The organism is Mucilaginibacter inviolabilis (genome assembly GCF_011089895.1).
Lineage (GTDB): Bacteria > Bacteroidota > Bacteroidia > Sphingobacteriales > Sphingobacteriaceae > Mucilaginibacter > Mucilaginibacter inviolabilis.
In genome coordinates this window covers 695,075-721,677 of record NZ_JAANAT010000001.1, presented here as the reverse complement: position 1 = coordinate 721,677, position 26,603 = coordinate 695,075, and the positions used below count along the sequence as shown (strand labels likewise).

Sequence of the window (26,603 nt, the reverse complement as noted above, 5' to 3'; positions counted from 1 at the left end):
TCATTCTAATCCATTTTAACAAATTTCTATCCGCTTTTTAATGGTTTTGAAAATTTTAAAAAGTAGCAGATAATTGGTATTCAAATAACGACATACCAAAAGGTCGGTTTTTTATTTGGTTTCCTCCTTACAAAACGGCCCGGTTCCCTAAACAAGAGAACCGGGCCGTTGCCTGATATACGGTATATTAATTTGGGGGATAGAGCAAATTAATCCAGTCATGCCGAACTTGTTTCGGCACCCCACAAGTAAGGGCTATAACATGCTGGCTAAACTGTCCTGTGGGATCCTGAAACGAGTTCAGGATGACTTCTCCCATGCCCCTGAGGTTGTTTCTAAACCAGTTTTATACCTCAGGGTCCTCTGTGAGAGACCCTGAGGGGACAGTAACGACATACCAAACAAAAATCTCGATCATACGCCAAATCAAAACCATGTCATTGCGAGCGCAGCGCGGCAATCTCATCGCGTTCTTATCGGTATAAACAGCTACGAGATTGCTTCGTCGTTCCTCCTCGCAATGACATGGTTTTGATTGCTATTTCTTCCCTCTCTTTCCGGCGAAGCCGAAGAGAGGGCCGGCGAGCGCAGCGATGCCGGGGGGAGTCTCCCCTATCCTTTTGCCACCAAATTGTAAGAAATAAGCGAAAATTATCAATTTTATATAAAGTCTATGGAATTAGTAGAATTATTTATATGTTTGCACCCGAAATCGTTCTTTATTTCATTTTCCAATTATCCAGAAAGACTGAGGGAAAGGCCCTGTGATGTCTTAGCAACCTGTACAGATTGTTATAAAGGTGCTAATTCCTATCTGCAATAACTTGCAGAAAAGATAATGATATGTCCACACACTCACAGCTATAGGCTGTTCTGCTATCCTCTCCTATTCTTTCTGTTTAATTGAAATATGTTATTTTTTTATTGCTCGCTTAATTATAGCAGGCCCTATTTAATAAATTCAATGAACAACAAATTTTTACTCATAGTTTTTATCTTCCTGTTTACCGGTATTGCAGCCCGTGCGCAATCGGCTCAGGCTGTTGACTCTGCCAATATCGACCGTGGTTACCTGGTAAAAGTTGGCGAACAGGCCCCGGATGATTTTGAACTGGTGCTCACTAACGGTACCAAAACAACCTTAAAACAGTTACGCGGCAAAGTAGTGATACTACAATTTACCGCCAGCTGGTGCAGCGTGTGCCGCCAGGAAATGCCCCATTTACAAAAAGACATTTGGGAAGCTTACAAAGACAAAGGCCTGGTATTAATTGGGGTCGATCGTGATGAGCCTCTGCAAAAAGTACAGAAATTTCACCGGGACATGAAGATTACCTATGATCTGGCGCTTGATCCCGAAGCCAATATTTTTGGAAAGTTTGCTAATAAGAAAAGCGGCGTTACCCGTAATGTGGTGATCGATCGTGATGGGCGCATCGTTTACCTCACCCGCTTGTATGATCAGCAGGAATTCGCTTCTATGGTTAAAGCGGTTGATGCTTTGGTGAACAATAAAACGGCATCAGTAAACTAAATAACAAAGTAAGAATCCTCTGATTCTGCTATAACAACATGCTATATCGATTTAACCAGCAATCACAAAGCACATGAAAACAAATTACATACTTTTAAACAACACTTCTATTTTGAACATTTACACTTTAATATCTGCTTCTACCCCTATGTCATCTATGCAAAACAAGTGTTGCTGCTGTTAAACTACAGCGTTGTTTAGGTCGGTCAGGCTTTTATCTTCAACAACACAGCAAAATCCAACAATCAAAACTTTTACAGTTTAACGAAATGGCATAAACCACCTGATCACCCGATCGGCGGATGGCTAAGCCTTTAATTTTCAGGATACTGTATGGTATCGTTAACATTCACAATCTATTACCATGTTTAAAAATTACAAACTACTACTGGCAATACTATTGCCTTTTATCATCATCCAAACGGTTGCGGCGCAATCTGTTAAAATAAGCGGGGTGGTGACCGCCAAGTCAGACGGGCTCCCCTTACCCGGCGTAAGTGTTTCTGTTAAAGGAACAACCAACGGCGTACAAACCAGCAGCGATGGCAGGTTTAGCCTAAGCGCCAAAGTGAATGATGTGATCAGAATAACTTACATCGGTTTTACCACTAAAGAAATACCGGTTACCGGGACCGAAACATCGCTCCATATTATACTGGATGAACAGGCTAACGCTTTGAACGAGGTTGTGGTAACCGCGCTCAATATCTCAAAAGATAAAAAATCACTGGGTTATGCTGTACAGGGTTTAAAATCAAAAGATATATCGGAAGCTAAGGAAACCAACCTGGTAAATGCGCTGGCAGGTAAAATAGCCGGTGTAAACGTAACCAACAGCCAGGGCGATATGGGATCATCACGTATCATTATCCGGGGTGAAACTTCAGTAGCCGGAAATAACCAACCGCTGTTTGTGGTTGACGGTTTGCCGGTTGATAATACCCAGCAATTAGGTGTAGGTGGCTCAAGGGATTTTGCCAACCCTATTTCGGATATTAACTCCGAGGATATTGAATCCATTTCGGTACTCAAGGGGCCAAACGCGGCAGCGCTTTATGGTTCACGTGCCGCGGCCGGTGTTATCCTCATCAAAACAAAAACCGGTAAAGGCGCCAAAGGTCTGGGTGTTACCATCAATTCCAACACTTCGTTCTCCAACTTATTGGGTTTACCTAAATATCAAAACGAATACGGACAAGGTTCCAATGGTAAATTCAGCTATGTGGATGGTAAAGGCGGCGGCGTTAATGATGGTGTTGACGAAAGCTGGGGCCCGGCTTTGAATGGTCAGTTGATACCACAGTTTAACTCCAATGGCACACCCGTACCTTTTATAGCACATCCTGACAATGTAAAAGATTTCTTTTTAACTGGTGTTACGCTTAATAATGGTATATCACTGGCCAGTTCGGGCGATAAATATGATTTTCGACTGTCATACAACAACCTGCACCAAACGGGCGTAATTCCTAATACCGAGCAAGGCCGTAATTCATTCTTGTTAAATGCCACTTATAAAATTACACCCAAGTTAACTTTAACAACCATTGCCAACTATATTAAGGATGACGCCGCTAATTTACCAGGTGCCGGCGGCAAACGTGCTACCAGTACCATGCTGCAGTTTACCTGGTTTGGTCGTCAGGTTGATATCAGCCAGTTAAAAAACTACCGCGATGCCAATGGCAATACTTTTAACTGGAATAACAGCTATTACAGCAACCCGTACTTCCAGGCTTATGAAAATACAGTGGGACAAACCCGCAACCGTTTTATTGGTAGCGCGGAGTTAAATTATAAAATTATCGATGGCCTGTCGGCAAATTTCCGTACCGGTACCGATTATTATAATGACCGCCGTAAAATCAGGATAGCTTATGGTACCAATGGTACGCCATTCGGCTCATACGAAGAAGATGCATATGATTTTTCTGAAACCAATACCGAAGGCAGGTTGCAATACACCAAAAAGCTGAATGACGATTTCTCGCTCGACGCGTTAATTGGTGGTAACATCCGGGCCAACTCCTTAGAGAATAACGATCAGAAAGCGCCTAAATTAGCGGTAAGCGGCTTGTATACTTTAAGCAACTCCCGTGATCCGCTCATATCATCAAACACTTTTAGTAAATATAAAACATACAGCTACTTTGCTTCGGGGCAAATCGGTTTTAGAAATTACGCTTTTATCAACGTTACAGCCCGCAATGACTGGTCGTCTACCCTTCCGGCATCCAGCTTATCTTATTTTTATCCTTCTGTTAATGGTAGCTTGGTGCTATCAGAAGCGCTGGATATTAAGAGCGATATATTAAGCTACTTAAAACTACGCGGCGGATGGTCAAAAGTGGGCAAAGCGACCGATCCGTATCAGCTCATCAATACTTATGATTTTACTGCTCCATTTAATGCTAATCCGCAGCAAAGCGCAAACAATGTTGATCTGAACCCTAATTTGAAGCCTGAAACCACCACCTCGGCCGAAGCTGGTTTTGAACTGGGCTTTTTTAATGACAGGATCCGTTTAGATGCAAGTGTTTACAACACCAATAGTAACAACCAGATATTAAAAGTTAATGTGAGCCCAACTACGGGATATAATCAAAAACTCATCAATGGCGGTACTATTAATAACAAAGGTTTAGAGGTACAATTAGGTTTGACACCGGTAAAACTGAAAGATTTTAGCTGGGATATCAATGTAAATTACTCCCGTAATAAGAGCAAAGTGGTTTCGCTGGATAAAGAAGGTCGCCTGCAAAGTTATATCTTAGGATCTGATAATACTGTACAGGTACTGGCAGCGGTTGGGCAACCTTATGGCGCTATTTATGGTAACGCGTTTCAGCGTAATGCCAGCGGCCAGGTAATTGTAAATGCCGATGGAACACCTGCCATTAATCCCACTATACAATACTTAGGCAAGTTTACACCAAACTGGTTAGGTAGCATCAATAACAGCTTTACTTATAAAGGTATCAATTTAAGCGTTTTGATAGATGCACACATTGGTGGTTCTATTTTCTCAGGAACAAATCAAACAGGTACCAATACGGGCATCCTGGCATCTACCCTGCCGGGCCGTGGTACAGCTAATGGCGGTATAAGCTATTACTATCCGGGCAATAATACATCAGGCACCGCGGTGCAGGTAAACGGCAATGCCCCAGCCGGCGTAACGGTATACAATGATGGTATAATTTACAATGGCGTAAAGGCCGATGGCAGTAAAAACACTACCATTTTACCGGCACAAGCATACTATAAATCCTTAACCAATGCCGACGAGCCATTTGTTTACAGTGCTACCTATATTAAATTAAGGGAAATAAAATTGGGCTATACCGTACCGCAAAAATGGGCCAGAAGTATTGGTTTCCAGGGAGCCTCCTTCGCGGTTGTGGGTCGTAACTTATTGATCATCCATAAAAATGCACCAAACATCGACCCTGAAACCGCTTTTAATACAGGCAACGGACAAGGTCTGGAAGATCTGACTCTCCCAACCGTACGCAACATTGGTTTTAATGTTAACCTTAAATTTTAATGATCATGAAACTTAAATATACATCCATCATATTATCCGGCGCCTTGTTATTGTCGCTGGCATCGTGCAAAAAAGAGCTGGTAAAAATAAACCAGAATCCTAATGCTACACAAAACCCACAACCTGATTACCTGCTTACAGGGGTTATCAAAAATATGGCCGATACCTATTGGGGCGTTGAAGACAACATGGGTTCCAGCCTGCTTTTTGTGCAGCACTGGGCCAAGATACAATACACCGATCCAGACCGTTATATATTCACCAATGCCTCTTTTGGAGGTTTGTGGGCAACTGCTTATACCAAAGGGGTTATCAACTTGAACCAGCTTATTAAGCTGGCCGATGCCCAGGCCAACCCCAACTATAAAGGTGTTGCTTTGGTATTACGCTCATGGGTATTTACTTTGTTGACCGATCAGTATGGCGACGTACCTTATAAGCAATCTATCAACATCGACCAGTACCTTACCCCGGCATATGATGCGCAAAGAGACGTTTATTTTGCCCTGCTTGATGATCTGAAAGCAGCACAAACCTCGCTTAATCCATCGGGTAAGGCTATTTTAGGCGATGCGATATACAGTGGCAATATAACTTCCTGGAAAAAGTTCGCCAATTCGCTGCGCTTGCGTATAGCACTTCGTATTGCCGATCGTGAACCTGATAAAGCAAAACAGGTATTGGCAGATATCCAGGCCGAAGGCAGCGGATATATCAGTTCCAACAGCGAGATAGCCCAACTGGTTTATGTTGATTCGCCCAACCAAAACCCTATTAGTAATTTGTTTGATACCCGCGATGATTACCGGATCAGTAAAACTATAGTTGATCAGTTGTTCGCGCTTAATGATCCGCGTTTGCCTGTTTATGCCACTCCAACCCAGGATGCCACCCCGCAAACTTATGTGGGCATACCCAATGGTTTACTGGTTGGTGATGCCAGCAGTTTGGGTTTTACCAAAACATCAAAACCAGGAGCCTATTTCCGGGCACCACATGCTCCGGCAGTGATCATCAGTTATGCCGAGGTATTGTTTGACCAGGCCGAAGCTGTAGCACGCGGTTTTATAGCCGGTAACGCTGCAGATTTCTATACGCAGGCAGTTACAGCTTCGTTGCAGCAATATGGCATTAGTAATGCCGCTATTGCCACTTATATTAATTCGGCAGCGGTTAAATATGATGCTTCTAATTATAAAAAGTCTATAGGTAACCAAAAATGGATAGCCTTATTTGGCGAAGGTCTGGAAGCCTTTGCCGAATGGCGCCGTTTAGATTACCCGCAGCTGCAGCCTGCTGTTGCCGGCACACTGAATGGTAAAATACCGGTAAGGTTCATTTACCCCGGAACAGAGCAAACACTGAATGGTACAAGCTATAAAGCAGCCGTAGCCGATCAGGGTGCAGATGTGCTCACCACCAAACTTTGGTTTGATGTAAACTAACAAATCCTCCTATCCAGTAACAACAAAGGCCGCTTAATGCGGCCTTTGTTGTTACTGGATATTTGATCTGAAGCAGAATTGGGGAGTTTGCCCATTATAAAAACCCGATTCCACATCACTTAAAACACCAAATCAGAATAAAAAGCAGAGCTAATAGCTCTAAAATCCCTCTTCATTAATCGGATTTTAATAAATACTTACACATTAGTTTATTTTTTTAGCACCAGAGGCAATATGAATTTCAAATAGTACCACAAATAGCCTTTATAAACCTTTACCTGCCTTTATATCAGAAACTCCTGATGCTCAAACATTTGTTGAATAAATAGTTTCCTACACAAGTTTAAAAAACTGAATATCAATATTTTAATATGATATTTTTAAAAATCAAAGCCAATTATTCAAAAGTAAAATCTGCTTTAAATAAACATTAACAAATTGATCAAAACTACACTCTATAAAGATATTTAACTCAAGAGAATCTATTTTTTAACCAATAATTATCATTATTATTTACAGTAAATCATTTAACCTCAATGATAAACAGCATAATATTAGCTTGTTAACATATGTTTAATGGCCATTTTTTCATTTTGTTCTTTTTCTGTTCATTGTATTCACTGTGCATAAATATAAAAATATAGTGGTATTATTGTATAATTAATAAGATTAAGATGTCTTTGTTGTTAAATTATTACTTTTTGATTAAAGTATAAGATTGATTTATTATTTTCATCTGCCATAATATTTAGTGTTCTCTATATCCTCATCTGGGATTTGTATGGTAGTTTTTGCAGATAGCCATCTATTTTAACATTTTATCTACCCTATATCATGAAAAAACGTGCAATAATTGGATTAACCCCCTTCGAAAAACCCGATGTATCGCTTGCACTTGATCTGCATCATGCGGGAGCTTTTCCTGTATTGAGCCTCGGGCTCAATAAAACCCTTGCCGAAGAAGCGCTTGAAAACTTAGTAAGCCGTAGCTCAATCGATTTTGGTGTTTGTTTTACCGGAGCCGACATCATCGATATCAAACTCCCTGAGCAGGTGAGCATGATCATAGCTCCATTCGGGGTAAAGATCAAACAACCTAAAAACACTCAGCTTATTTATCAGGTAAATGATCTGGCTTCTGCCAAACAAGCTAAAGCCCAGGGTGCTGCCGGTATCATCATTAAAGGAAACGAAGGTGCCGGTAATGTGGCTTATGAATCATCATACATCTTATTCCAGCGCGTTATACAGGAGGTAAAAGACATCCCGGTTTGGGTACAAGGTGGTGTTGGTATACATACAGCGGCAGCATTATCCGCACAAGGGGCAGCCGGTATCGTGCTCGATAGTCAATTGGCTCTGTTCCCGGAATGCTCTGCGCCAAAAGAGCTGAAAGAGCTTTGCACCAAATTAAGCGGTACCGAAACCAAACTGATTGACAACTGCAGGGTTCTGGTTCGTCCGAACTCTCCCGCGCTGCCTGAGAATGCTACCTATAATGATCTTAAAACTTATTTCAACGATCTCCAGGTAGATAAAAGCTATATCCCGATGGGTCAGGACATTGCCCTGGCTACCGATCTGGTTAATCGTTACAAAAAACTAAACAAACTTGTATTTGGTATCAAAGAAGCCATGTATGGCCACCTGAACCAGGCACGGGCCCTAAACGTGATCAGACCAAACAATGCTTTGGCCAAAGATCTCAATATCACTTACCCTATTGCCCAGGGCCCGATGACCCGCGTAAGCGACGTAGCTCCCTTTGCCGATGCTGTTGCAGAAGCAGGCGCCTTATCATTCATTGCGCTGTCATTATTAAAAGGCCCGCGCGCCAAGGAACTGGTGATGGATACCAAGAAACTCGCCGGTAATAAAACCTGGGGCGTAGGTATCCTCGGTTTTGCGCCACAGGAACTGCGCGACGAGCAAATGCAATACATCCTGGAAGCAAAACCACCTGTAGTATTAATTGCAGGAGGAAGACCCTCACAGGCTAAACCGCTTGAAAAAGCAGGTATAAAAACATTTTTACATGTCCCTTCAGTTTCCCTGCTGGATATGTTTTTGAAAGAAGGCGCCCGTCGCTTTGTTTTTGAAGGCCGTGAGTGCGGTGGTCACGTTGGCCCCCTATCCAGCATGGTGCTTTGGGAAAAACAAATTGAGCGCCTGTTAAAAGAAGACAAGCCCGAAGAGATCAGCGTATTTTTTGCCGGTGGTATACATGATGCATTTTCAACGGCCTTTATCGCCGTAATGGCAGCTCCATTAGCAGCCAAAGGTGTAAAAATAGGTGTGCTGATGGGTACCGCTTATTTATATACTAAAGAAGCCGTGATCACTGGCGCCATTCAGGATAAATTTCAGGAACAGGCGCTGCAGGCTAAAGATACGGTATTACTGGAAACAGCTCCGGGCCATGAGACCCGTTGCCTGAACACTGCATTCGCGGATTTCTTTAGTACAGAGAAAGCTAAACTACAGGAAGCCGGTATCGATAAAAAAGAGATCTGGGAAAAACTGGAAAGCCTTAACGTAGGTAGGCTGCGCATTGCAGCCAAAGGCATTGAACGTCGCGGCGATGAACTGGTAACCATCAACGAAGCCGATCAGCTTAGCCTGGGTATGTACATGATCGGTCAGGTGGCCGTAATGCATAACAAGGTTATTTCCCTGCTGGAACTGCACCAGGATGTTGCCGAAAACAATTATCAACTTATCCAGGAAGCCGCTTTACCCGCAGCACCAGAATCAACCGAACGCTCGCTTGATGTGGCTATCGTGGGTATGGCCTGTATCTTCCCTGAAGCAAAAAATATTGAAGAATACTGGCGCAATATCATTTTAGGAAAAGATTGTGTTACCGAAGTGCCTGATGAGCGCTGGAATAAAGCCTTATATTACGATCCTGCATCTACCGCAGACGATATGTCGCACTCCAAATGGGGCGGCTTTATTCCGAAGATCGATTTCGATCCACTGGAATTTGGGATACCACCACAATCATTGGCCGCCATTGAGCCAACCCAGTTGTTAACCTTGCTGGTTGCCAAGCAAGCTATGGAGAATGCGGGTTATGGCAGCGGTAATTTTGATCGTGATAACATCTCTGTGATTATCGGTGCCGAAGGTGGTAACGACCTCGCTAACAGCTATAGTTTCAGAGGATATTACAAACAGGTATTTGGCGAGCTCCCTGCAGAAGTTGACGCAGCCCTGCCAAAAACTACTGAGGATTCGTTCCCGGGTATCCTGGCCAACGTAATCTCTGGCCGTATCACCAACCGTATGGATTTTGGTGGCCGTAACTTTACAGTAGATGCTGCTTGCGCGTCGTCATTAGCTGCTATTGATCTGGCTTGCCAGGAGTTGTTCTTGGAAAAATCAGACATGGTATTGGCCGGTGGCGCCGATTTACACAATGGTATCAATGATTACCTGATGTTCTCGAGCACCCATGCCCTATCCCGCAAAGGCCGTTGCGCTACATTTGATGGCGAAGCTGATGGTATAGCTTTAGGCGAAGGTGTGGCCATGATCGTATTAAAAAGACATGAAGACGCCCTGCGCGATGGTGACCGTGTTTATGCGGTGATCAAAGGTGTTGGCGGATCAAGCGACGGCAAAGCGCTGGGCTTAACCGCTCCGCGCAAGATCGGTCAGGTGCGTGCATTGGAACGTGCTTATGAACAAGCCGGTATCACCCCATCATTATTAGGGTTGGTTGAAGCACATGGTACAGGAACCGTAGTAGGTGACAAAACCGAGTTAAGCGCATTGACTGATATGCTTAACCAATCGGGCGCCCTTGCTGGCCAAACACACCTCGGTTCGGTAAAAACACAGATCGGGCACACCAAATGCGCCGCTGGTTTAGCCGGATTGATCAAAGCTTCTTTAGCAGTTTATCATGGTATAAAACCACCAACCATACATTTAAAAACACCAAACGGGTTTTATAATCCCGAAACCAGTCCATTCGCTTTCCATACCGAAGCGGGTTTATGGATGGATGATAAACGTTATGCAGGTGTAAGCGCTTTCGGTTTTGGAGGTACCAACTTCCATGCTGTAATTGAAAGCAGCAACCCCGTATCGGCAGAAAACCCGGTATTAACCTCATGGCCTTCGGAGCTTTTTGTTTTCCGTGGTGATACTTACGATGAAGCCAAAACAAAACTAAACTCAGTAAAAGCTTTACTGGAGATTAATGGCAATATCAACCTGAGAGACATTGCCTTTAGTTTAGCGACAACCAACGCAAAACCCGTACAACTGAGTATTGTAGCGGATAACGCCGACGACCTGATGATGAAGGTTGAACTGGCCCTGTCAGGTATCGAAAGCAAGGACACTTATATTGTTAAAAAACAGGAAGGTAAAGTGGCGTTCATGTTCCCGGGTCAGGGAAGCCAGCGTATTAATATGGCTCGCGACCTGTTCGTGGTATTCCCGGCCATGCGCACTTTGCTGAAACAATACCCTGAGTATGAAAAAGTATTGTTCCCGAATGCAGCCTTCGATCCGGAGTTAATCAAAGGACAGAAAGAAGCCATTAAGGATACCCGTATGGCACAACCATTATTGGGTATGGTTGATCTGGCTTTAGCTAATTTCCTAAAAACCATGGGCATTGAGCCCGATATGGTTGCCGGTCACAGCTACGGCGAATTACCTGCACTATGTTTTGCCGGTGCTTTTGACGAAAACGAACTGGTAAAACTGAGCGCCAAACGTGCCCAATCTATTTTAGATGCCGTTGTTGATGGCGATGCCGGAGCCATGATAGCCGTAAATGCTACGCAGGACGAATTACAAAAGATCATTTCGGGATTAAAAGATATTTACCCGGTTAATTATAACTCTCCGTTACAATGCGTGTTAGCAGGCACTACTCCTGCCATACAAAATTTAATGGAGGTACTTAAAACGGCAAAAATATCGGCCCGGAAACTAGAAGTTGCCTGCGCATTCCATAGTCCCCTGGTAGCCAGGTCAAAAGAACTGTATACCGAAGTGCTTGCCGGCGTAAACTTTAACGATCTGAGCTTACCGGTGTGGTCAAACACTACCGCAGCAGTATATCCTGTTAAGGCAAACGAAATAAAAGAACGCCTGACTGATCACCTGGTAAAACCGGTAAAATTTGTAGAAGAAGTACAGCAAATGTACGCCGCAGGTGCCCGGATATTTATTGAAGTTGGCCCTGGTAAAGTATTAACCGGCTTAACTAAAGCCTGCCTGGGTAAAGACGAGGTATTGTTATTTGCAGAAGATAACAGCCGCAACAAACTTACCCACCTGCTTTGCATGCTGGCCGACTATATGGCTACAGGCCGAAACATCCATATCGAAAAACTATTTGAAGGCCGTGGCGCTAAACTGTTAAATCTGGACGAACCAGCTTTATACAAAAAGAGTGCTGCTGTTTGGTACGTAAATGGTCAGCAAGCAATTCCTGCCAGTGGAAAGCTGCCCGCAAACGGTGCCCTGCCTATCATTGAACCTATTAAAATGAAAAACAACGAAGTACGAACTGAAACGCACACCATCGTAAATTCAGGTGCTGAATTGATGATGCAGGAATATCTGAACAGCATGAAAATGCTGATACAGGCACAAAGAGATGTAATGATGTCCTTTTTAGGACAAAACCCAGGTAGCCCGATGGCTTACCAGCAGGCACCGCAGCAATACCAGCAACAAGCCTATGTTCAGCAATCTATCCCGGTAGCAGCTCCTGTTGAAGTTAAACAGGAAGTAAAAGCTATAGCACAACCTGCTGCAGCACCGGTTGCCGCTGTACAAAAAGATGTTAAACAGGTATTGCTACAGGTAGTAAGCGACAAAACCGGTTATCCGCAGGATATGCTGGGTATGGAGATGGACCTGGAAGCCGATCTGAGCATCGACTCCATTAAACGGGTGGAGATCATCGGTACATTACGCACCGAACTGGGTGGGTTTAGTAACAGCGAAAAAAGCGAAGATACCATGATGGAGCAGCTGGCCGGTATTAAAACTTTAAGCGGTTTGGTAAGCTGGATAAACGAAAACACGACACAAACTACTGCAAGCGCACCTGCTACAGTTAACATTGAAGTAAACGTACAGGCTACCACCAAGGCAAAATTTTCATTAGAGGATCTGAAAGCGGCAATACTATCCGTAGTAAGCGAAAAAACAGGCTATCCGCAGGAAATGCTGGGCATGGATCTGGACATGGAAGCTGATCTGAGTATCGACTCTATCAAACGTATGGAGATCATTGGCGACCTAAAGTTGCAAATAGGCTTCGGCAAAGCTAATGAACAAGCAGATGATATGATGGAAAAACTGGCAGCTATTAAAACGCTTAACGGCTTGGCCAACTGGATAGCTGAAATAGAAGCTGAAACTACCGGTTTGGTTACCGAAGCCAAAAAGATCATAGAAGAGCCTGCCGTAGAAACAGCAACTGATGAAACATTATCACGCCTGCGTTTTGAGCTTACCCCTACTAAATCATCAACCGCAGAAGATGCTGTTATAAAAGGTAAGCGCTTTGCCATCACCGACGACGGTGGCATACAAGCCATCAAGATCAAACATTTACTGGAACAACGCGGTGCAATAGCCGACATTGTATATGCCGGAGGAAACCTACAAGGCTACCAGGGTTTGATCATCCTCAATATGTTTGCCTCACAAAAAACAGTGGGTATCATTGACCATTTCGCATTGATCAAGAAACTGGATTTTGAAACCGTAAAATGGGTTTATATCATATCAGATACCATGTTGCATCTGAATGAATTTGAAGATATCAGCTTATTAAGACGTTACCAGGGCTATCCAGGCTTTTTCAAAAGCCTCGACCGTGAGTTCGAAGACACCAAATGCCGCGTGGTAAGCTTAGGCACTCCGATGACGGCGGAAGAAATAGCCGATATCACTTTAAAAGAACTCCTTAACCCTGATAAACCATCAGAAGTGATTTATCAGGATCATCAAAGACATGTGATGGAGCTGATTCCTTCGCAGTTGATCACTGGTTTGGAAGAGTCACATATTAAACTGGATAAAAAATCGGTAGTGATCGTATTTGGCGGAGCCCAGGGTATTACTTCCGAGCTGATGATTCATTTTGCTAAGGATTATCCTTGTACCTACATCTTAGTGGGCCGCTCTGCCGATCCAAGAAAAGCCGCTAAAAGCGCTGCAGATGCGCTGGAATCAAAAGATGAGATCCGCGCTTATGTGATCAAACAGGGGGCTATTAAAAAGCCTGCCGAAGTTGAACAGGAAACGGCCCGCATTTACAAAAACAACCAGGTAATGCGTACCATCGCTCAAATGGAAGCAGGTGGTTCAACCGTAGTATATAAATCACTTGACCTGTGCGACGAGCAACGTTTAAGCAGCTTTATTGATGACACTTATGAAATATATGGCCGTATAGATGGTGTGGTACACGGTGCCGGTTTACTGGAAGATAAATTATTCCAAAGCAAAACACCTGAATCATTTGGCCGTGTTTTCGACACGAAAGTGAAACCATTGCGTATCCTGGCAGAGCAGCTGCGTCCCGAAACACAGTTTGTGATCCTGTTCTCGAGCATTGCATCAGTTTATGGTAACCGCGGACAAACAGATTATGCAGCTGCCAATAGCGTTTTGGACAAATACGCCTGGGCGCTTAACAAACGCATCAATGGTAAAGTAATGTCTATTAACTGGGGCCCGTGGAAAGGTGCCGGTATGGTATCGCCAACCCTTGAAAAAGAATACGAACGCCGTGGTATAGCGTTGATACCGTTGCAACATGGTCGCGAGATATTTTTAAATGAATTAAAATACGGCAAAGAAAGCCAGGTATTAATTATGGCAGGCAACAATTGGTAATTATACATCAGCCAAACCATTCCACACATGAAGAAAACCGATGTAGCAGTTATAGGGATGTCATGCATTTTTCCGGGAGCGGGCGATGTAGAAACCTTCTGGCAAAATATAATTAACAAAGTTGATTCCACTCAAATAGTGCCACCGGATCGTATAGATCCGGTGCATTTTAGTAAAGAGTCATCAGCTGTAGATCGTTTTTACTGTAACCGCGGCGGCTTTATACCCGACTATGAGTTTGATCCCCGTCGTTTTGGCATCCTCCCCGTAGCTGTTGAAGGTACAGAACCAGATCATTTACTAACACTCGATCTGGCATACAAGGCTCTTGAAGATGCAGGCGTATTTGCCAAAAACGTTACGCTCGATAAAACAGGTATCATCATCGGTAAAGGTAACTATACCGGCCCCGGTGCAACCCGCGCCATTGAAATAGTACGTACCGGTGAGCAGATCGCTTCGCTATTAAAAGAGATATTACCCGGTTTGGGCGATGCCGAAGTAGAAAAAGTAAAACAGGAATTCCAGTTGCGTAAAGGGCGTTTTAGCGCCGATACCGCCATGGGGCTTATCCCCAACCTGGTAGCATCGCTTGTGGCCAACCGCTTAAATTTAGGTGGCGTGGCATTTACGCTTGACGCGGCTTGTGCCAGTTCGCTCATCGCTATTGACCATGGTGTGCAGGAATTGAACAGTGGTCGTTGCGATATGGTGATAGCCGGTGGTGTACACACCGGGCAAAATGCTGCATTCTGGAGTATATTTTCGCAACTGGGGGCACTATCCCGCCAGGAAAAAATAAAACCTTTTGACGCAGCTGCCGATGGCCTGATCATTGGCGAAGGCTGTGGTTTTGTGGTATTAAAACGCCTGGAAGATGCCATCAACGATAAAGATAAAATTTACGCCGTGATCAAAGGCGTTGGTGTAAGCAGCGACGGCAGCGGCACCAGCGTGATGAGTCCGGCGGTAAAAGGTCAGCTTAAAGCTATTGAGCAGGCTTGGGAAAACGCAGGTATAGCCACAGATAAAATTGGTTATATCGAAGCACACGGTACAGGCACGCCGCTGGGTGATAAAACCGAACTACAAACATTGGCCCAGTTTTTTGGTCACCATCCCGAACTGCCCAATGCAGGCATCGGTTCGGTAAAATCAAATATTGGTCATGCCATGCCTGCCGCGGGTATTGCGGGATTTATTAAAACCTGCCTCGCTTTGTATCATGATACTTTGCCGCCAACCCTGCATTGCGAAACGCCATTGGCTCAGATGGAAAAAACGCGGTTTTCGCCGGTGCAGGCATCCCGTAGCTGGTCGGCATCGGGTTTGCCCAAATTTGCCGGTGTAAACGCATTTGGTTTTGGTGGTATCAACGCACACGTAGTATTGGAAGGCTTTAACGCTCCAAAAAAAGACGAGGCATTGTTGTTGGCTCGTGAAACTCACGAGGCATTGATCTCCGCCCTGGAAACAGGAGATTTTAGCGAAGGACAAGGTAATTTCCGCATAGCCTTGTTTGATCCAACACCCGAAAGAATAAAAAAAGCAACCAAGATAGCCGCCAAAAACAATCCATGGCGCAACAAGCAGGATATCTGGTATACCAATGCTCCACTGCTTAATGATGGTGGTAAGGTAGCCTTTGTATTTCCTGGCCTTGACGGTTTAGCAGGTGGTGAAGTAACTACCGTAGCCAATTATTTTAATATAGCACCGGATAATGACACTAAAGCCGATGGCCTTTTGAGTGAAGCCTTAGGCATACTCAATAAAAGCAGTATCCTGGATACAGCCCTAAAACAATTGGGTGTAAAACCGGATATGAACGCCGGGCACAGCCTGGGCGAATGGCTGGCTGCACGTTCATCTGAACTGGCCGAAGAAAGCTCCGTACTGGAACTGCTGGATGTATTGAACCCGGAGACATTCGAACTAAAAGATTCGCGCTTTATAGCGGTGGGTTGCGGTATCGATCAATTGGAGCCTATTATGGCCGGGATTAAAGATGTATACCTATCCAACGATAACTGCCCGCAACAAGTGATCCTTTGCGGCAGCAAACCTGCGTTGGATGAGTTGGTACCGATATTAAAAGCGAAACAGATATTTCACCAGATACTGCCATTTCAATCGGGATTCCACTCCCCTTTTGTGGCCGATAAACTGGATCTGATACTGGACGGCATGCGTAACATGCAGTTCCGCAAAACGACTACACCGTTATGGTCGGCTACTACATTGGAGCTTTATCCGGAAGGTTTTGAAGCCATCAGGCAACTGAGCGCCGAGCACCTGATCAAGCCTGTGCGTTTCCGTGAGCTTACCGAAAAGTTATATAGTGAAGGCGCCCGTGTTTTTATACAAGTTGGCTCGGGTGGCCTCATCGGTTTTATTGACGATACTTTAAAAGGCCAAAGCTTTAGTACTATAGCATCAAACGTGCCTACACGCCCTGGCTTAAACCAGCTGCAAAGGGTACTGGCGGCTTTGTTTGTGGAAGGTAAAGAAGTAGCGTTGGACTTTATGGGTCATCAAAAGACCTCTTCGCCCGCTACAACAAAAGGTATCAAACTGGAATTAGGTTCACCTATTGTACATAACCTCACCGGGCTTAAAAATCTTGCCCCGGTTAAACAACAGGTACCGGTAAATCACGAAGCTATGCTGGTTGACGTTGCCGATCCGATTATGCGGGCCTTTAGCGAAAACGTGGCCGAAATGGTGAGCATACAGAACGAGATGCTACAGCTTTTCCAGAACAGACCTGCACAACCTGTAGCGAGAGCAACAACATCGATACCTGTCCAGGCACCGCCACCACCTGTAGCCCCGCCGCAAATAACAACTAATGCTCCTGCAAAAAGGGTTCCTTTTTCGAAGCAGTTGGATGTAAGTCTGGATAATTGTCCTTACCTGATAGATCACTCCCTACTGCGTCAGCCAAAAGGCTGGCATTGCGTTGAGGATATGGATCCGGTGATACCGATGACCATGATATTTGAAATGTTTGGTGAAATAGCTGCTGAACAATCACCCGGCGAACAGGTGCAAAAGATCATGAACATTAAGGTGTTCCAATGGATGAACGTAGTGAAACCTTTCCGCGAAACCGTTAAAGGCGAATGGAAAGATCAGCAACGTGTTTATCTCGACTTGGATAAATTTGCCAATGCCGAAGTACAACTGGCTCGCGAACTGAGCCCTGCACCAGAACGCCGTTTTGATGTAGGCGAACTGCTGGACATTCAACGTACTGCCGAGCAGATCTATGATGCACACATGTTTCATGGCCCGCGTTACCAGGGTATTCGCTCCCTAACAGCAGTAGGCAAAAAAGGCATCACCGGTATTATTGAAGGCGATGCCGGTAAAGGCTCCCTTCTGGATAACGCCGGACAACTATTTGGTTTATGGCTGCAATTAACGCTGACCAAAGACCGTATCGCGTTCCCGGTAAAAATTCAGGAGATCGAGTTTTTTGAGCCGATGGAAGATCAGAAAGGTCAGTTTGAGTGTACCTGCGTACTCACCGAGCTAAATGATGAATTTGCCACCGCCGATTTCGTAATGAAACGTAACGGCAAGATCTGGGCTATTATTTCGGGCTGGCAAAACCGCCGGTTGGAAATTGATGAACCACTGTGGAACGTATCCATGTCGCCATTGCATAACCGTTTATCGGAAGAAATAGCACCGGGTATATTTATGTTCCACCAGGCTTACTCGCGCGTGGTATCCTGGGATTTTATCCTGAAACGCTATTTCAACCAGGACGAGAAAAAACACCACAATACACTAATGCCGAACAAGCGCAAGATCTGGATGATCAGTCGCGTGGCGGTAAAGGATGCCGTGCGTAATCTGCTTAATAAACAAAAACAACAGGCCTGCTACCCTATCACCTTTGAAATAAAGGCGGATGAACTGGGAAAACCCTATCCAAGCGGCGGTTTGGCTGATGGCATCCACATATCCATTGCGCATAAAGGTACCGATGCCGTGGGCATTGCCCAGTATGATAAACCTGTAGGTATCGACATAGAAACCATCGAAGACCGAGGCACTGGCTTTTTTGATATGGTATTTACCGAAGCAGAAACAGCCCTGTTAAAAGATAAGGATAAAGCCGAATGGGCAACCCGTTTCTGGGTGGCCAAAGAGGCTTATGGCAAGTACCTGGGCAAAGGACTGCAGGGCAATCCTAAAGCCTACGTGGTTGAGGAGATCAAAGGCGACGAACTGCGCATCAACGACATTTATATCAAAACATTAAAACATAAAAACTACATAATCGGATGGACACAGTAGCATCAACAGGAAAACTAAACAAAGAAGAAATATTTGATCTGATGAAGCAATTCATCACCGAAGTTATAGGTGAGGAATTTGTGGAGGAAATGGATATCACTACCGAAAGTTCGTTCACCAAAGACCTTGAAATGGACAGCATCGAGATTGTGTCTTTTTCCGAAAAAATTAAAGCCCATTTTGGTGACCAGATCGATTTTACCGGCTGGCTGTCATCCATGGATCTTGATCAACTGATCAATCTGAACTTAGGTATGATCATCAATTACATTTACGAATGCCAGTAATCAAAGTAAATAACAGGGATGTGCATATCCAGGAGCTAAACAAAGGCGCGGCCGAAACCGTGTTGTTGGTTCATGGTATGTTCAGCAATCTGTCTGTTTATTATTTTAATATCGCCCCTATTTTGGCCGAGCATTTTCACGTGGTGATGTATGATCTGAAGAGCCATGGTATGAGCGAACGCACCCTGCACGGCTACGACCTCAACAGCATGACCGATGATCTGAACGGCCTGATGGAAGCTTTGAATTTAGATTCAGTTTATCTAGGTGGCTATAGCTTTGGCGGATTGATCGCCCTGAAAATGGCGCTGCGTTTTCCGGATAAAATAAAAAAGCTGGTGGTTATAGAAGCACCAGATCCAAAGGATGAGAAAGCACGTGGTATTATTGACGATTACAGTCGCGAGTTTTTGGAACATTATGTAGAGAACTTCACCGATACTACCAAAGTAAAAATGGGTAAACGTCAGATGGAACGTAACCATCGCATGTATGAATACCTGTTTTACCAAACCAGTATCAAAAGTGATATGATAGCCGAAAAAGATTTTTTGGACGAGCAGGAGATATCACTTTTGAACAAGGATACGCTGTTGCTTTACGGAGCGGATTCCAACTGCCTGGAAACCGGCAAAGAGCTGAACGAGAAGATAAAAACATCAGAACTTACCCCTGTTCCTGGTGACCATAACATACCGATACAAGAACCTGTATTGATCGCTAATATGATCAATACATTTTTCAGGAACTAAACTTTACCCGCGAAAAACTTATACCTATGGCGAAGTTTGTATTTATAGTACCTCCTTTAACCGGGCATATCAACCCTACTTTAAGCATGGGCGCTGTTTTACTGGAACGCGGCCACCAAGTTGGCTGGATAACCCTCGACGAATCATTGGCTGCCAGGCTTCCGGAAGGCGGCGAGCTGCTACACATCAGTTACGACGAAAACGACGAACAGAAACGCGAAAGCGAACAATACCTGGATATCATCACCAAAAAAATAGTTTACGGGATTGATAGTCTTAAATTCCTGTACGAGGAAGTATTGATCCCGCTTAACCGTCATAGCTATGATGGCATTATCCATTTGCTCGACCAATTTGAACCAGACCTGGTTATTACCGATCACCAAATGTTCGCGGGTGCTATTGCCGCTACTAATAAAGGGCTGCCCTATGCCACATCGGTAACTGCACCTGCTGCTATCAAAGTAATGGAGGAACTGCCTAAAGTGCATGAGTGGGAAATGAACCAGGTTATAGGTTTACAGCGGGAATTTGGCGTTGAAGCTGAAACCCCCATAGTTTGTTCTGACCTGTTGACCATGGTATTAACGTCACAGGCCTTTTTTGGCGATATGGAACTAACGCCAAACTTCCGTTTTACCGGCCCGGTGATCAATCGCCCGGCTACCAAAACAGCATTTGATTGGGATAAGTTGAAAGAAAGCAACAATCCTAAAATACTGATCAGCATCGGCACTACTTTTGACCACGAGCATAAAAAGAGCTTCTTTACCAAAGTGATCGAAGCTTTTGGTAACGAGGATATTACCGCAGTGGTGGTTTCTGATCCCGACCTGTTTGAGCAATGGCCTGCCAACTTTATTGTGCAACGCCATGTACCTCAGCTTGATCTGCTGCCTCATTTAGATGCTGTAGTTTGTCACGGTGGTCATAATACCGTTTGCGAAACGCTGTCAAATGGCTTACCGATGGTGGTGATTCCTATTGCCTATGATCAATCACATGTGGCTGGTCGCGTGGTGCGCACTGGTGCAGGTGAGCGCTTAAATTTTAATCGCTTTAAGGCCCATCATTTGAAAGAAGCCGTTAATACCGTGTTGAATAACCCTGCTTATAAAGAATCGGCAGAAGTGATCAAACAATCATTCCTGGAGGCTGGCGGCACAGCAACCGCGGCCGATCTGCTGGAACAGATCGCGTCAAAACAAAGTTTAGAAGTATTAAAAAACTAACGATATCATCAATCTACCATGGCAAAGTTTTTATTTGTTGTTCCACCATTTTTCGGGCATATCAGTCCAACATTAAGTATTGGTGCAAGTCTTATTGCCCGCGGTCATGAAGTAAAATGGCTGGGTATTACACCGCTCGCCGATAAACATATCCCTGCTGGCGGACAGTTTATATATCCCGCGGCTGAGTTAGAAGAGCACCTGGATGAAATAAACCGTATCCTGAAACGCCAGGATGATGGCCCGGCCTGTTCGGGCCCGGAGGTGATGAAACTGGCTTTGGAAGAAACTTATGTACCCTTTGCCCGTATCATGATGCCGGGGCTAAGCAATTTTGTGGATGCCTGGAAACCCGATGTGATCATTAACGATTGTATCACCTTTGCAGGCGCTCTGTGTGCCCACATCAAAGGTATCCCATCGGTAACCACCACACCTGTACCACCGGATGTGATGGGCGATACCGCTAACAGCGCGCCTAAAATTTTTGAATGGCAGCAAAACCTGGTAAAAGGCTTACAGCAGGAGTTTGGTGTTTATGGCGATGAGATCGTTATTCACTCACATAAATTGAATATGGTATTCACTTCGCAGGCCTTCGCTGGCTTTGATGAAGTATCACCGCATATGAAATTTGTTGGCCCTGTAAAAGGCAGACCCAACAATGCCGCTTTTGATTGGGAAAGGCTGGCAAAGGCTACAACGCCAAAAGTATTTGTGTCATTAGGTACGTTACTGGTTGATATCCGTAAAGAATTTTTCCAAAAACTGATAACCGCTTTTGCAGATCAGCCGGTAACCATAGTAGCCGCCACCAATCCTGATATTTTTGAGGTATGGCCCGATAACTTTATCGTAAACGGTTTTGTACCTCAAACAGAGTTGATGCCGCATATGGATGCGGTGATCTGCCATGGTGGTTTCAACACCGTAAATGATACGTTTATCAACGGACTGCCTATGCTGATCACCCCTATCGCGTATGATCATTTTCACACCGCTAAACTGATCGAGAATTCAGGTGCAGGTGTAAGCATACGGTACAAACGTTTGCGTATAGCTGATCTGCGCGATACCGTTTTTGAGCTATTACAAAATCCAAAATATCGGGAGGCTGCCATAAAGGTAAATGAAACCTTTGTAGCCGCCGGTGGTAATGATAAGGCCGTACAGCTATTGGAAGATTTTGCCGCCGCAGAATCTGTCCTGGCGCCTTTGAACTAACTACCAACCAACCTAAACCTTTGACCTATTTATTGCCTATGAGAAGAAAGTTACTTTTGATCGAACGCGTTATGCATGGAGATGGGAACTATGTATTTAACGCACTTTTACCGGTACGAGTACGCGGTAATTTTTCAGAAACAGACATCCGGCTGGCGCTGGTAAGTTTGCAAAAAACACATGCCATGCTGAATGCAGTGGTACAAAATGACAAAAACGGAGAGCCCTGGTTTGTAGTTGATGACGAACGCCCGGTTAATATCCCCATACGTATTATGGAACGTATAAATAAGGATGATTGGCAAACAGAATCGGTAAAAGAGTGGTCGGTACCCTTTAACAGTTACCAGGAGCCGCTGATGCGCCTGGTATGGATCAAGGGCAAACCGGTTTCAGAGCTTTTGCTGGTGATGCACCATTGTCTTTTTGATGGCCGTTCGGCATTGGTTATGCTCGAAGAATTTTTACAATTTTTGGATGATCCTGATGCTCCTATAGCTGTCGAGGTTCCTATAGCTGATATTGGCGATATTGTTCCACCGGCGATGCTGAATAATAAGATACACCAGTTTATGGCCAAGTTGCTGTTTGGTATGGCTTCCATAGCCTTGTCGCTCATACCAGCTAAAGACAAACCAGTAGAGAAAAAAAGAGATTTCCTGATCCATTGGCGACTTGATAAAGAATTAAGCTCAGCCTTACTGACCTGCTGCAAAACCGAAAATATTAAGGTAAACACTATTATGTGTGCTATTCTTTTAGATTCCTTTAAGCAGGTTCTGCCTAAAAAAGCGCTTAACAAGATCATGTGCCCCGTTGATATACGCAATTTTAACCCGCAGATAAAAAAGAACAACATCTTTGCCTTTCCTTTAATGATACTGGTAACAGCTTTTCCGGGGCTTGATTTTTTCAGTAACGCACGGGCCATGCAAAATGATATCGAACACAAAATGACTAAACTTGATCCGTATAAGCTCATTATGTTATTAGAAGCCGCACACGGGTCATTGCGTAAAATAATCAGATTTTTACGTAACCAGAAAGCCAATAAGGATTGTATGTTTTCTAATCTGGGCAAGCTGGACATTCAGCAACATTATAAACATTTTGAGGTGGAAACCATATTTAGTCCATCAGTGATGGTACCTGAAGGGCATGCCACTGCGTTTACGACAACAACTTATGGCGGAGAGATGGATTTTTCGTTCATCAGTAATGAAGGAAGCCTGACTTATGAGGACGCAATGGCTATTAAGGATAAAATGATGGAAACTATTTCGACATTAACGGGAACAACAGAAGAACTTAGTGTGGCATGAGAAGAAAACTACTATTCGGCGAAAGAATGTTGCATGGCGACGGTACGCTGCCTTTTAATGGCGTTATACCGTTTAGACTACGCGGCGTTTTTGCAGAGGCCGACCTGCAATATGCCTTAGGAAAAATACAGGAAAAACATCCCTGGTTAAATGCTTTTGTGCAAGATGATGATAAACAAAGGCCCTGGTTTGTTATTGATGAAACAAAACCGGTTAATATCCCGGTAAGAACGGTAAACCGGTTAAGTGATAATGATTGGCAAATAGAATCGCACAGGGAGTTGCTTACTCCATTTGATACAGCTAAAGGTCCTCTTTTACGCCTGGTATGGATAAAGGATGAGACAATATCTGATATGATCATCACCATCCACCATTGTTTATGCGATGGCGGTTCGGCCATGAGCATATTAGCCGAATTGCTGCAACTTTTGGATGATCCAGGTGCTGATATCGGCAAAGAAGATCCGATAAAAGGTGTGGAAGATATTATTCCATCAGCTATTTTAAATAACAAAACAAAACAGCTAAAAGCTAAGTTAATTGGCGGCCTTGCTGCTGTAGCACTGAAGCTGATACCGGTAAAGAAAAACGGCATCGACCGGAAAAGGGATTATCTGATCCATTGGAAATTTGATGAAGTAACCAGTAAAGAGCTGATCGCTTATTGCAAATCGGCAGGCATTACGGTGAATACCATGCTTTGCGGAGTATTATTGGAAGCCTTTAAGCAGGTAAGAAAAGACCAGGCGCATAATAAGGTATCCTGCCCGGTTGATATCCGTAGATTTGCGCCGGAGATTAAAAAAGATCAGCTATTTGCATTTGGTTTGATGATCGTAGTTTCGGCACATGCAGGTCTGGATTTTTTAGATAATATTAAAGCCATGCAAAAGGATGTTGACCAAAAATCGGCCAAGCTTGATCCCTATGCTACCATGATGATGATGGAATCAGCACACTCCGCGATGGATAATTTCACCAATTTATTAAAGAATGGAAAGTCTACTAACGACTGCATGTTCTCTAATCTCGGAAAAATTGACATCCCGCATCAATACCGCTCGTTTGAACTGGAAACTATATTCAGTCCGGCTGTGATCGGTCCACTGGGTAACACCACTACCATGGTAACCTCCACCTATCGCGGCCAGATGGACTTTTCATTTATTGCCAGCGAAGGGTTTATTCCTTATGAAGATGCTCTAGCTATAAAAGATAAAATAATAGCAATGATCAAAGAACAGATTGGAAACATAGCGGTGGCCGTAGCATGAAAAGAAAACTAATGATGGTGGAAAGAATTATGCACGTAGATGCCTCTACGCCGCTTAATTGTGTATTTGCAGTCAAAATAGCCGGGAGAATTAATCCCGAGAACTTGCATACTGCCCTGGCAAAAGTTCAACAAAAGCACCCGCTGTTACGGGTACGCATAGACGAAGAGCAGGAAGGCGGCCCCTACTTTATTACCAATGAGCACGTACGGTCGATCCCGGTACGCATCACCGAGCGACTTACAGATGATGATTGGCTAAAAGAATCAGAAACGGAATGGTATAAATTATTTGATGCCGACAACGTGCCATTAGCCAGGGTAGTTTGGTTAAGATCGGCATTAGTATCAGAGCTTTTACTGGTGATGCCGCATTGTGTTTGCGATGGAGGCACCTGTGCAGCTTTACTTGGTGAGATCCTGAGCTTACTGGATAAGCCGGAACAGGAATTGGAAGCTTATACGTCGTTCAATTCGGTACAGGAATTAATGCCCGAAAGCTTTGACATCGCCAAAAACAAACGCAAAGGCCGGATATACTCATTTTTGGGTAGACTATTCTTTTTGCTTAAACGTACCCGGAACAAATTTGGAGCCGGCCGAAACTATGCCATCCACTGGAAACTGGATGAAGAACAAACCCTCGCTATAGCCGAAACTGCTAAAAATGCGGGTACAACGGTACATGCGGTTTTATGTGTGGCTTTTCTCCAGGCATTTCAGAAGGTAAGAGGCGCTAAAGCCCGTGGCAAGGTGATCAGTCCGGTAGATATCAGGCGCTTCATCCCTGCCATAAAATCGGATACCATGTTTGCCTTCGCGCCCATTGTGGAGCTTACCCTTGATAAAAATCCAGACAAAGGCTTTTGGGAACAGGCACGTAAAATAAAAACCGATCTGACGGCCAAAATTGAAACCATGAACGCTTATGAAATGTTATGGATGGGCGAATACATGCAAAAAACAGTAAAAAGAATGATTGGTTTTTTAAAAACTACAGATGGATCTCATGATGTTACCCTGTCAAACATGGGCAGACTAACTATTCCTGAGAAATACAACTCATTTGAAGTAGAAACTATTTATAGCCCAACGGTTGCTTTCCCCTGGCGCAACCCGAATACATTGGTGGCAACCACTTTTAAAAACAGGATGGATTTCACCTTTATGTCAAACGATAATTTCCTTGACGAGGCAGAAGCTTTAAAAATAAAAGCTGCCGCGATGGAACTAATGTTTGCCAATTTACAGCAATTATCACATGCCTGAAAAACCAATACAAAAAACTACTTTACGACGGTTTGTACAAAAAAAACTGCTGCAATACATCATTCCTAATATTTTCTTCAATACCATTATTGCCTATGCCAGCTTCGCTAAATTAGGCTACACGCATCTGTTTGAAGGCGAACAAAGCATGGCACGACTTACGCTGCCCATGTCGTTATTTTTACCCTTTATACTTAGTCTGGACATCCTCAAGAAAACGATACTGGCGGTTGAACAGGGAGCGCTTGATTTAACCATCAGCGATGATCTGAATAAGAATAAATTTGCCATGCAAACAGCCATCATCAATGGTGTTGGTACATTGCTCATTGTTTTAGCGGTAATGCTAATAGCACAAGTAAGTTTGCCTTCGCATTATAAATTCAACGGACCTATAATGGCCTATCTGGACGGTTCGCTGGCGGCTGCATATTCTATCATCTTTACTTATTTCCCGATCAGGAAATTAAGAAAGTATATGTCAAAACAAGCAGAAGTCCCGGTATCAGCTTAAATAGAT

General features: G+C 44.1%; 13 protein-coding genes and 1 riboswitch. All 13 genes read left to right on the top strand.

Features of this window, described 5'->3' with window-relative positions:
• The first annotated feature begins 732 nt into the window (after nucleotides 1-732).
• Nucleotides 733-842: riboswitch (SAM riboswitch) on the top strand.
• A 122-nt stretch (nucleotides 843-964) separates the two neighbouring features.
• Nucleotides 965-1,534, top strand: coding sequence for a TlpA family protein disulfide reductase (locus G7092_RS02975; protein WP_166086033.1), 570 nt, complete (start codon nucleotides 965-967; stop codon nucleotides 1,532-1,534).
• Between the two features lie 364 nt (nucleotides 1,535-1,898).
• Nucleotides 1,899-5,081: a SusC/RagA family TonB-linked outer membrane protein gene (locus G7092_RS02970; RefSeq protein WP_166086031.1), complete on the top strand. Its 3,183-nt coding sequence runs from the start codon at nucleotides 1,899-1,901 to the stop codon at nucleotides 5,079-5,081.
• A gap of 5 nt (nucleotides 5,082-5,086) precedes the next feature.
• Nucleotides 5,087-6,526, top strand: coding sequence for a SusD/RagB family nutrient-binding outer membrane lipoprotein (locus G7092_RS02965; RefSeq protein WP_202985208.1), 1,440 nt, complete (start codon nucleotides 5,087-5,089; stop codon nucleotides 6,524-6,526).
• 834 nt (nucleotides 6,527-7,360) lie between these two features.
• Nucleotides 7,361-14,410, top strand: a complete 7,050-nt coding sequence (locus G7092_RS02960; RefSeq protein WP_202985207.1) for a type I polyketide synthase — start codon at nucleotides 7,361-7,363, stop codon at nucleotides 14,408-14,410.
• Between the two features lie 27 nt (nucleotides 14,411-14,437).
• Nucleotides 14,438-18,721: a type I polyketide synthase gene (locus G7092_RS02955; protein ID WP_166086026.1), complete on the top strand. Its 4,284-nt coding sequence runs from the start codon at nucleotides 14,438-14,440 to the stop codon at nucleotides 18,719-18,721.
• Nucleotides 18,709-19,008, top strand: a complete 300-nt coding sequence (locus G7092_RS02950) for an acyl carrier protein (RefSeq protein ID WP_166086025.1) — start codon at nucleotides 18,709-18,711, stop codon at nucleotides 19,006-19,008. Before G7092_RS02955 ends, G7092_RS02950 begins: the two co-directional genes overlap by 13 nt.
• The gene (locus G7092_RS02945; RefSeq protein WP_166086023.1) at nucleotides 18,999-19,760 is read left to right on the top strand and encodes an alpha/beta fold hydrolase; all 762 of its coding nucleotides are present in this window, start codon (nucleotides 18,999-19,001) and stop codon (nucleotides 19,758-19,760) included. The genes G7092_RS02950 and G7092_RS02945 overlap by 10 nt, the downstream gene beginning before the upstream one ends.
• A gap of 26 nt (nucleotides 19,761-19,786) precedes the next feature.
• On the top strand, nucleotides 19,787-20,992 hold the full coding sequence (locus tag G7092_RS02940) for a glycosyltransferase (protein ID WP_166086021.1): 1,206 nt from the start codon (nucleotides 19,787-19,789) through the stop codon (nucleotides 20,990-20,992).
• Between the two features lie 18 nt (nucleotides 20,993-21,010).
• On the top strand, nucleotides 21,011-22,216 hold the full coding sequence (locus G7092_RS02935) for a glycosyltransferase (protein ID WP_166086019.1): 1,206 nt from the start codon (nucleotides 21,011-21,013) through the stop codon (nucleotides 22,214-22,216).
• 38 nt (nucleotides 22,217-22,254) lie between these two features.
• Nucleotides 22,255-23,538: a condensation domain-containing protein gene (locus G7092_RS02930; RefSeq protein WP_166086017.1), complete on the top strand. Its 1,284-nt coding sequence runs from the start codon at nucleotides 22,255-22,257 to the stop codon at nucleotides 23,536-23,538.
• Nucleotides 23,535-24,815, top strand: a complete 1,281-nt coding sequence (locus G7092_RS02925; protein ID WP_166086015.1) for a condensation domain-containing protein — start codon at nucleotides 23,535-23,537, stop codon at nucleotides 24,813-24,815. Before G7092_RS02930 ends, G7092_RS02925 begins: the two co-directional genes overlap by 4 nt.
• Nucleotides 24,812-26,083 (top strand): phthiocerol/phthiodiolone dimycocerosyl transferase family protein, encoded by a 1,272-nt coding sequence (locus G7092_RS02920; RefSeq protein ID WP_166086013.1) that lies wholly within the window; start codon nucleotides 24,812-24,814, stop codon nucleotides 26,081-26,083. The genes G7092_RS02925 and G7092_RS02920 overlap by 4 nt, the downstream gene beginning before the upstream one ends.
• Nucleotides 26,076-26,597 (top strand): hypothetical protein, encoded by a 522-nt coding sequence (locus G7092_RS02915; protein ID WP_166086011.1) that lies wholly within the window; start codon nucleotides 26,076-26,078, stop codon nucleotides 26,595-26,597. Before G7092_RS02920 ends, G7092_RS02915 begins: the two co-directional genes overlap by 8 nt.
• Nucleotides 26,598-26,603: the final 6 nt, after the last annotated feature.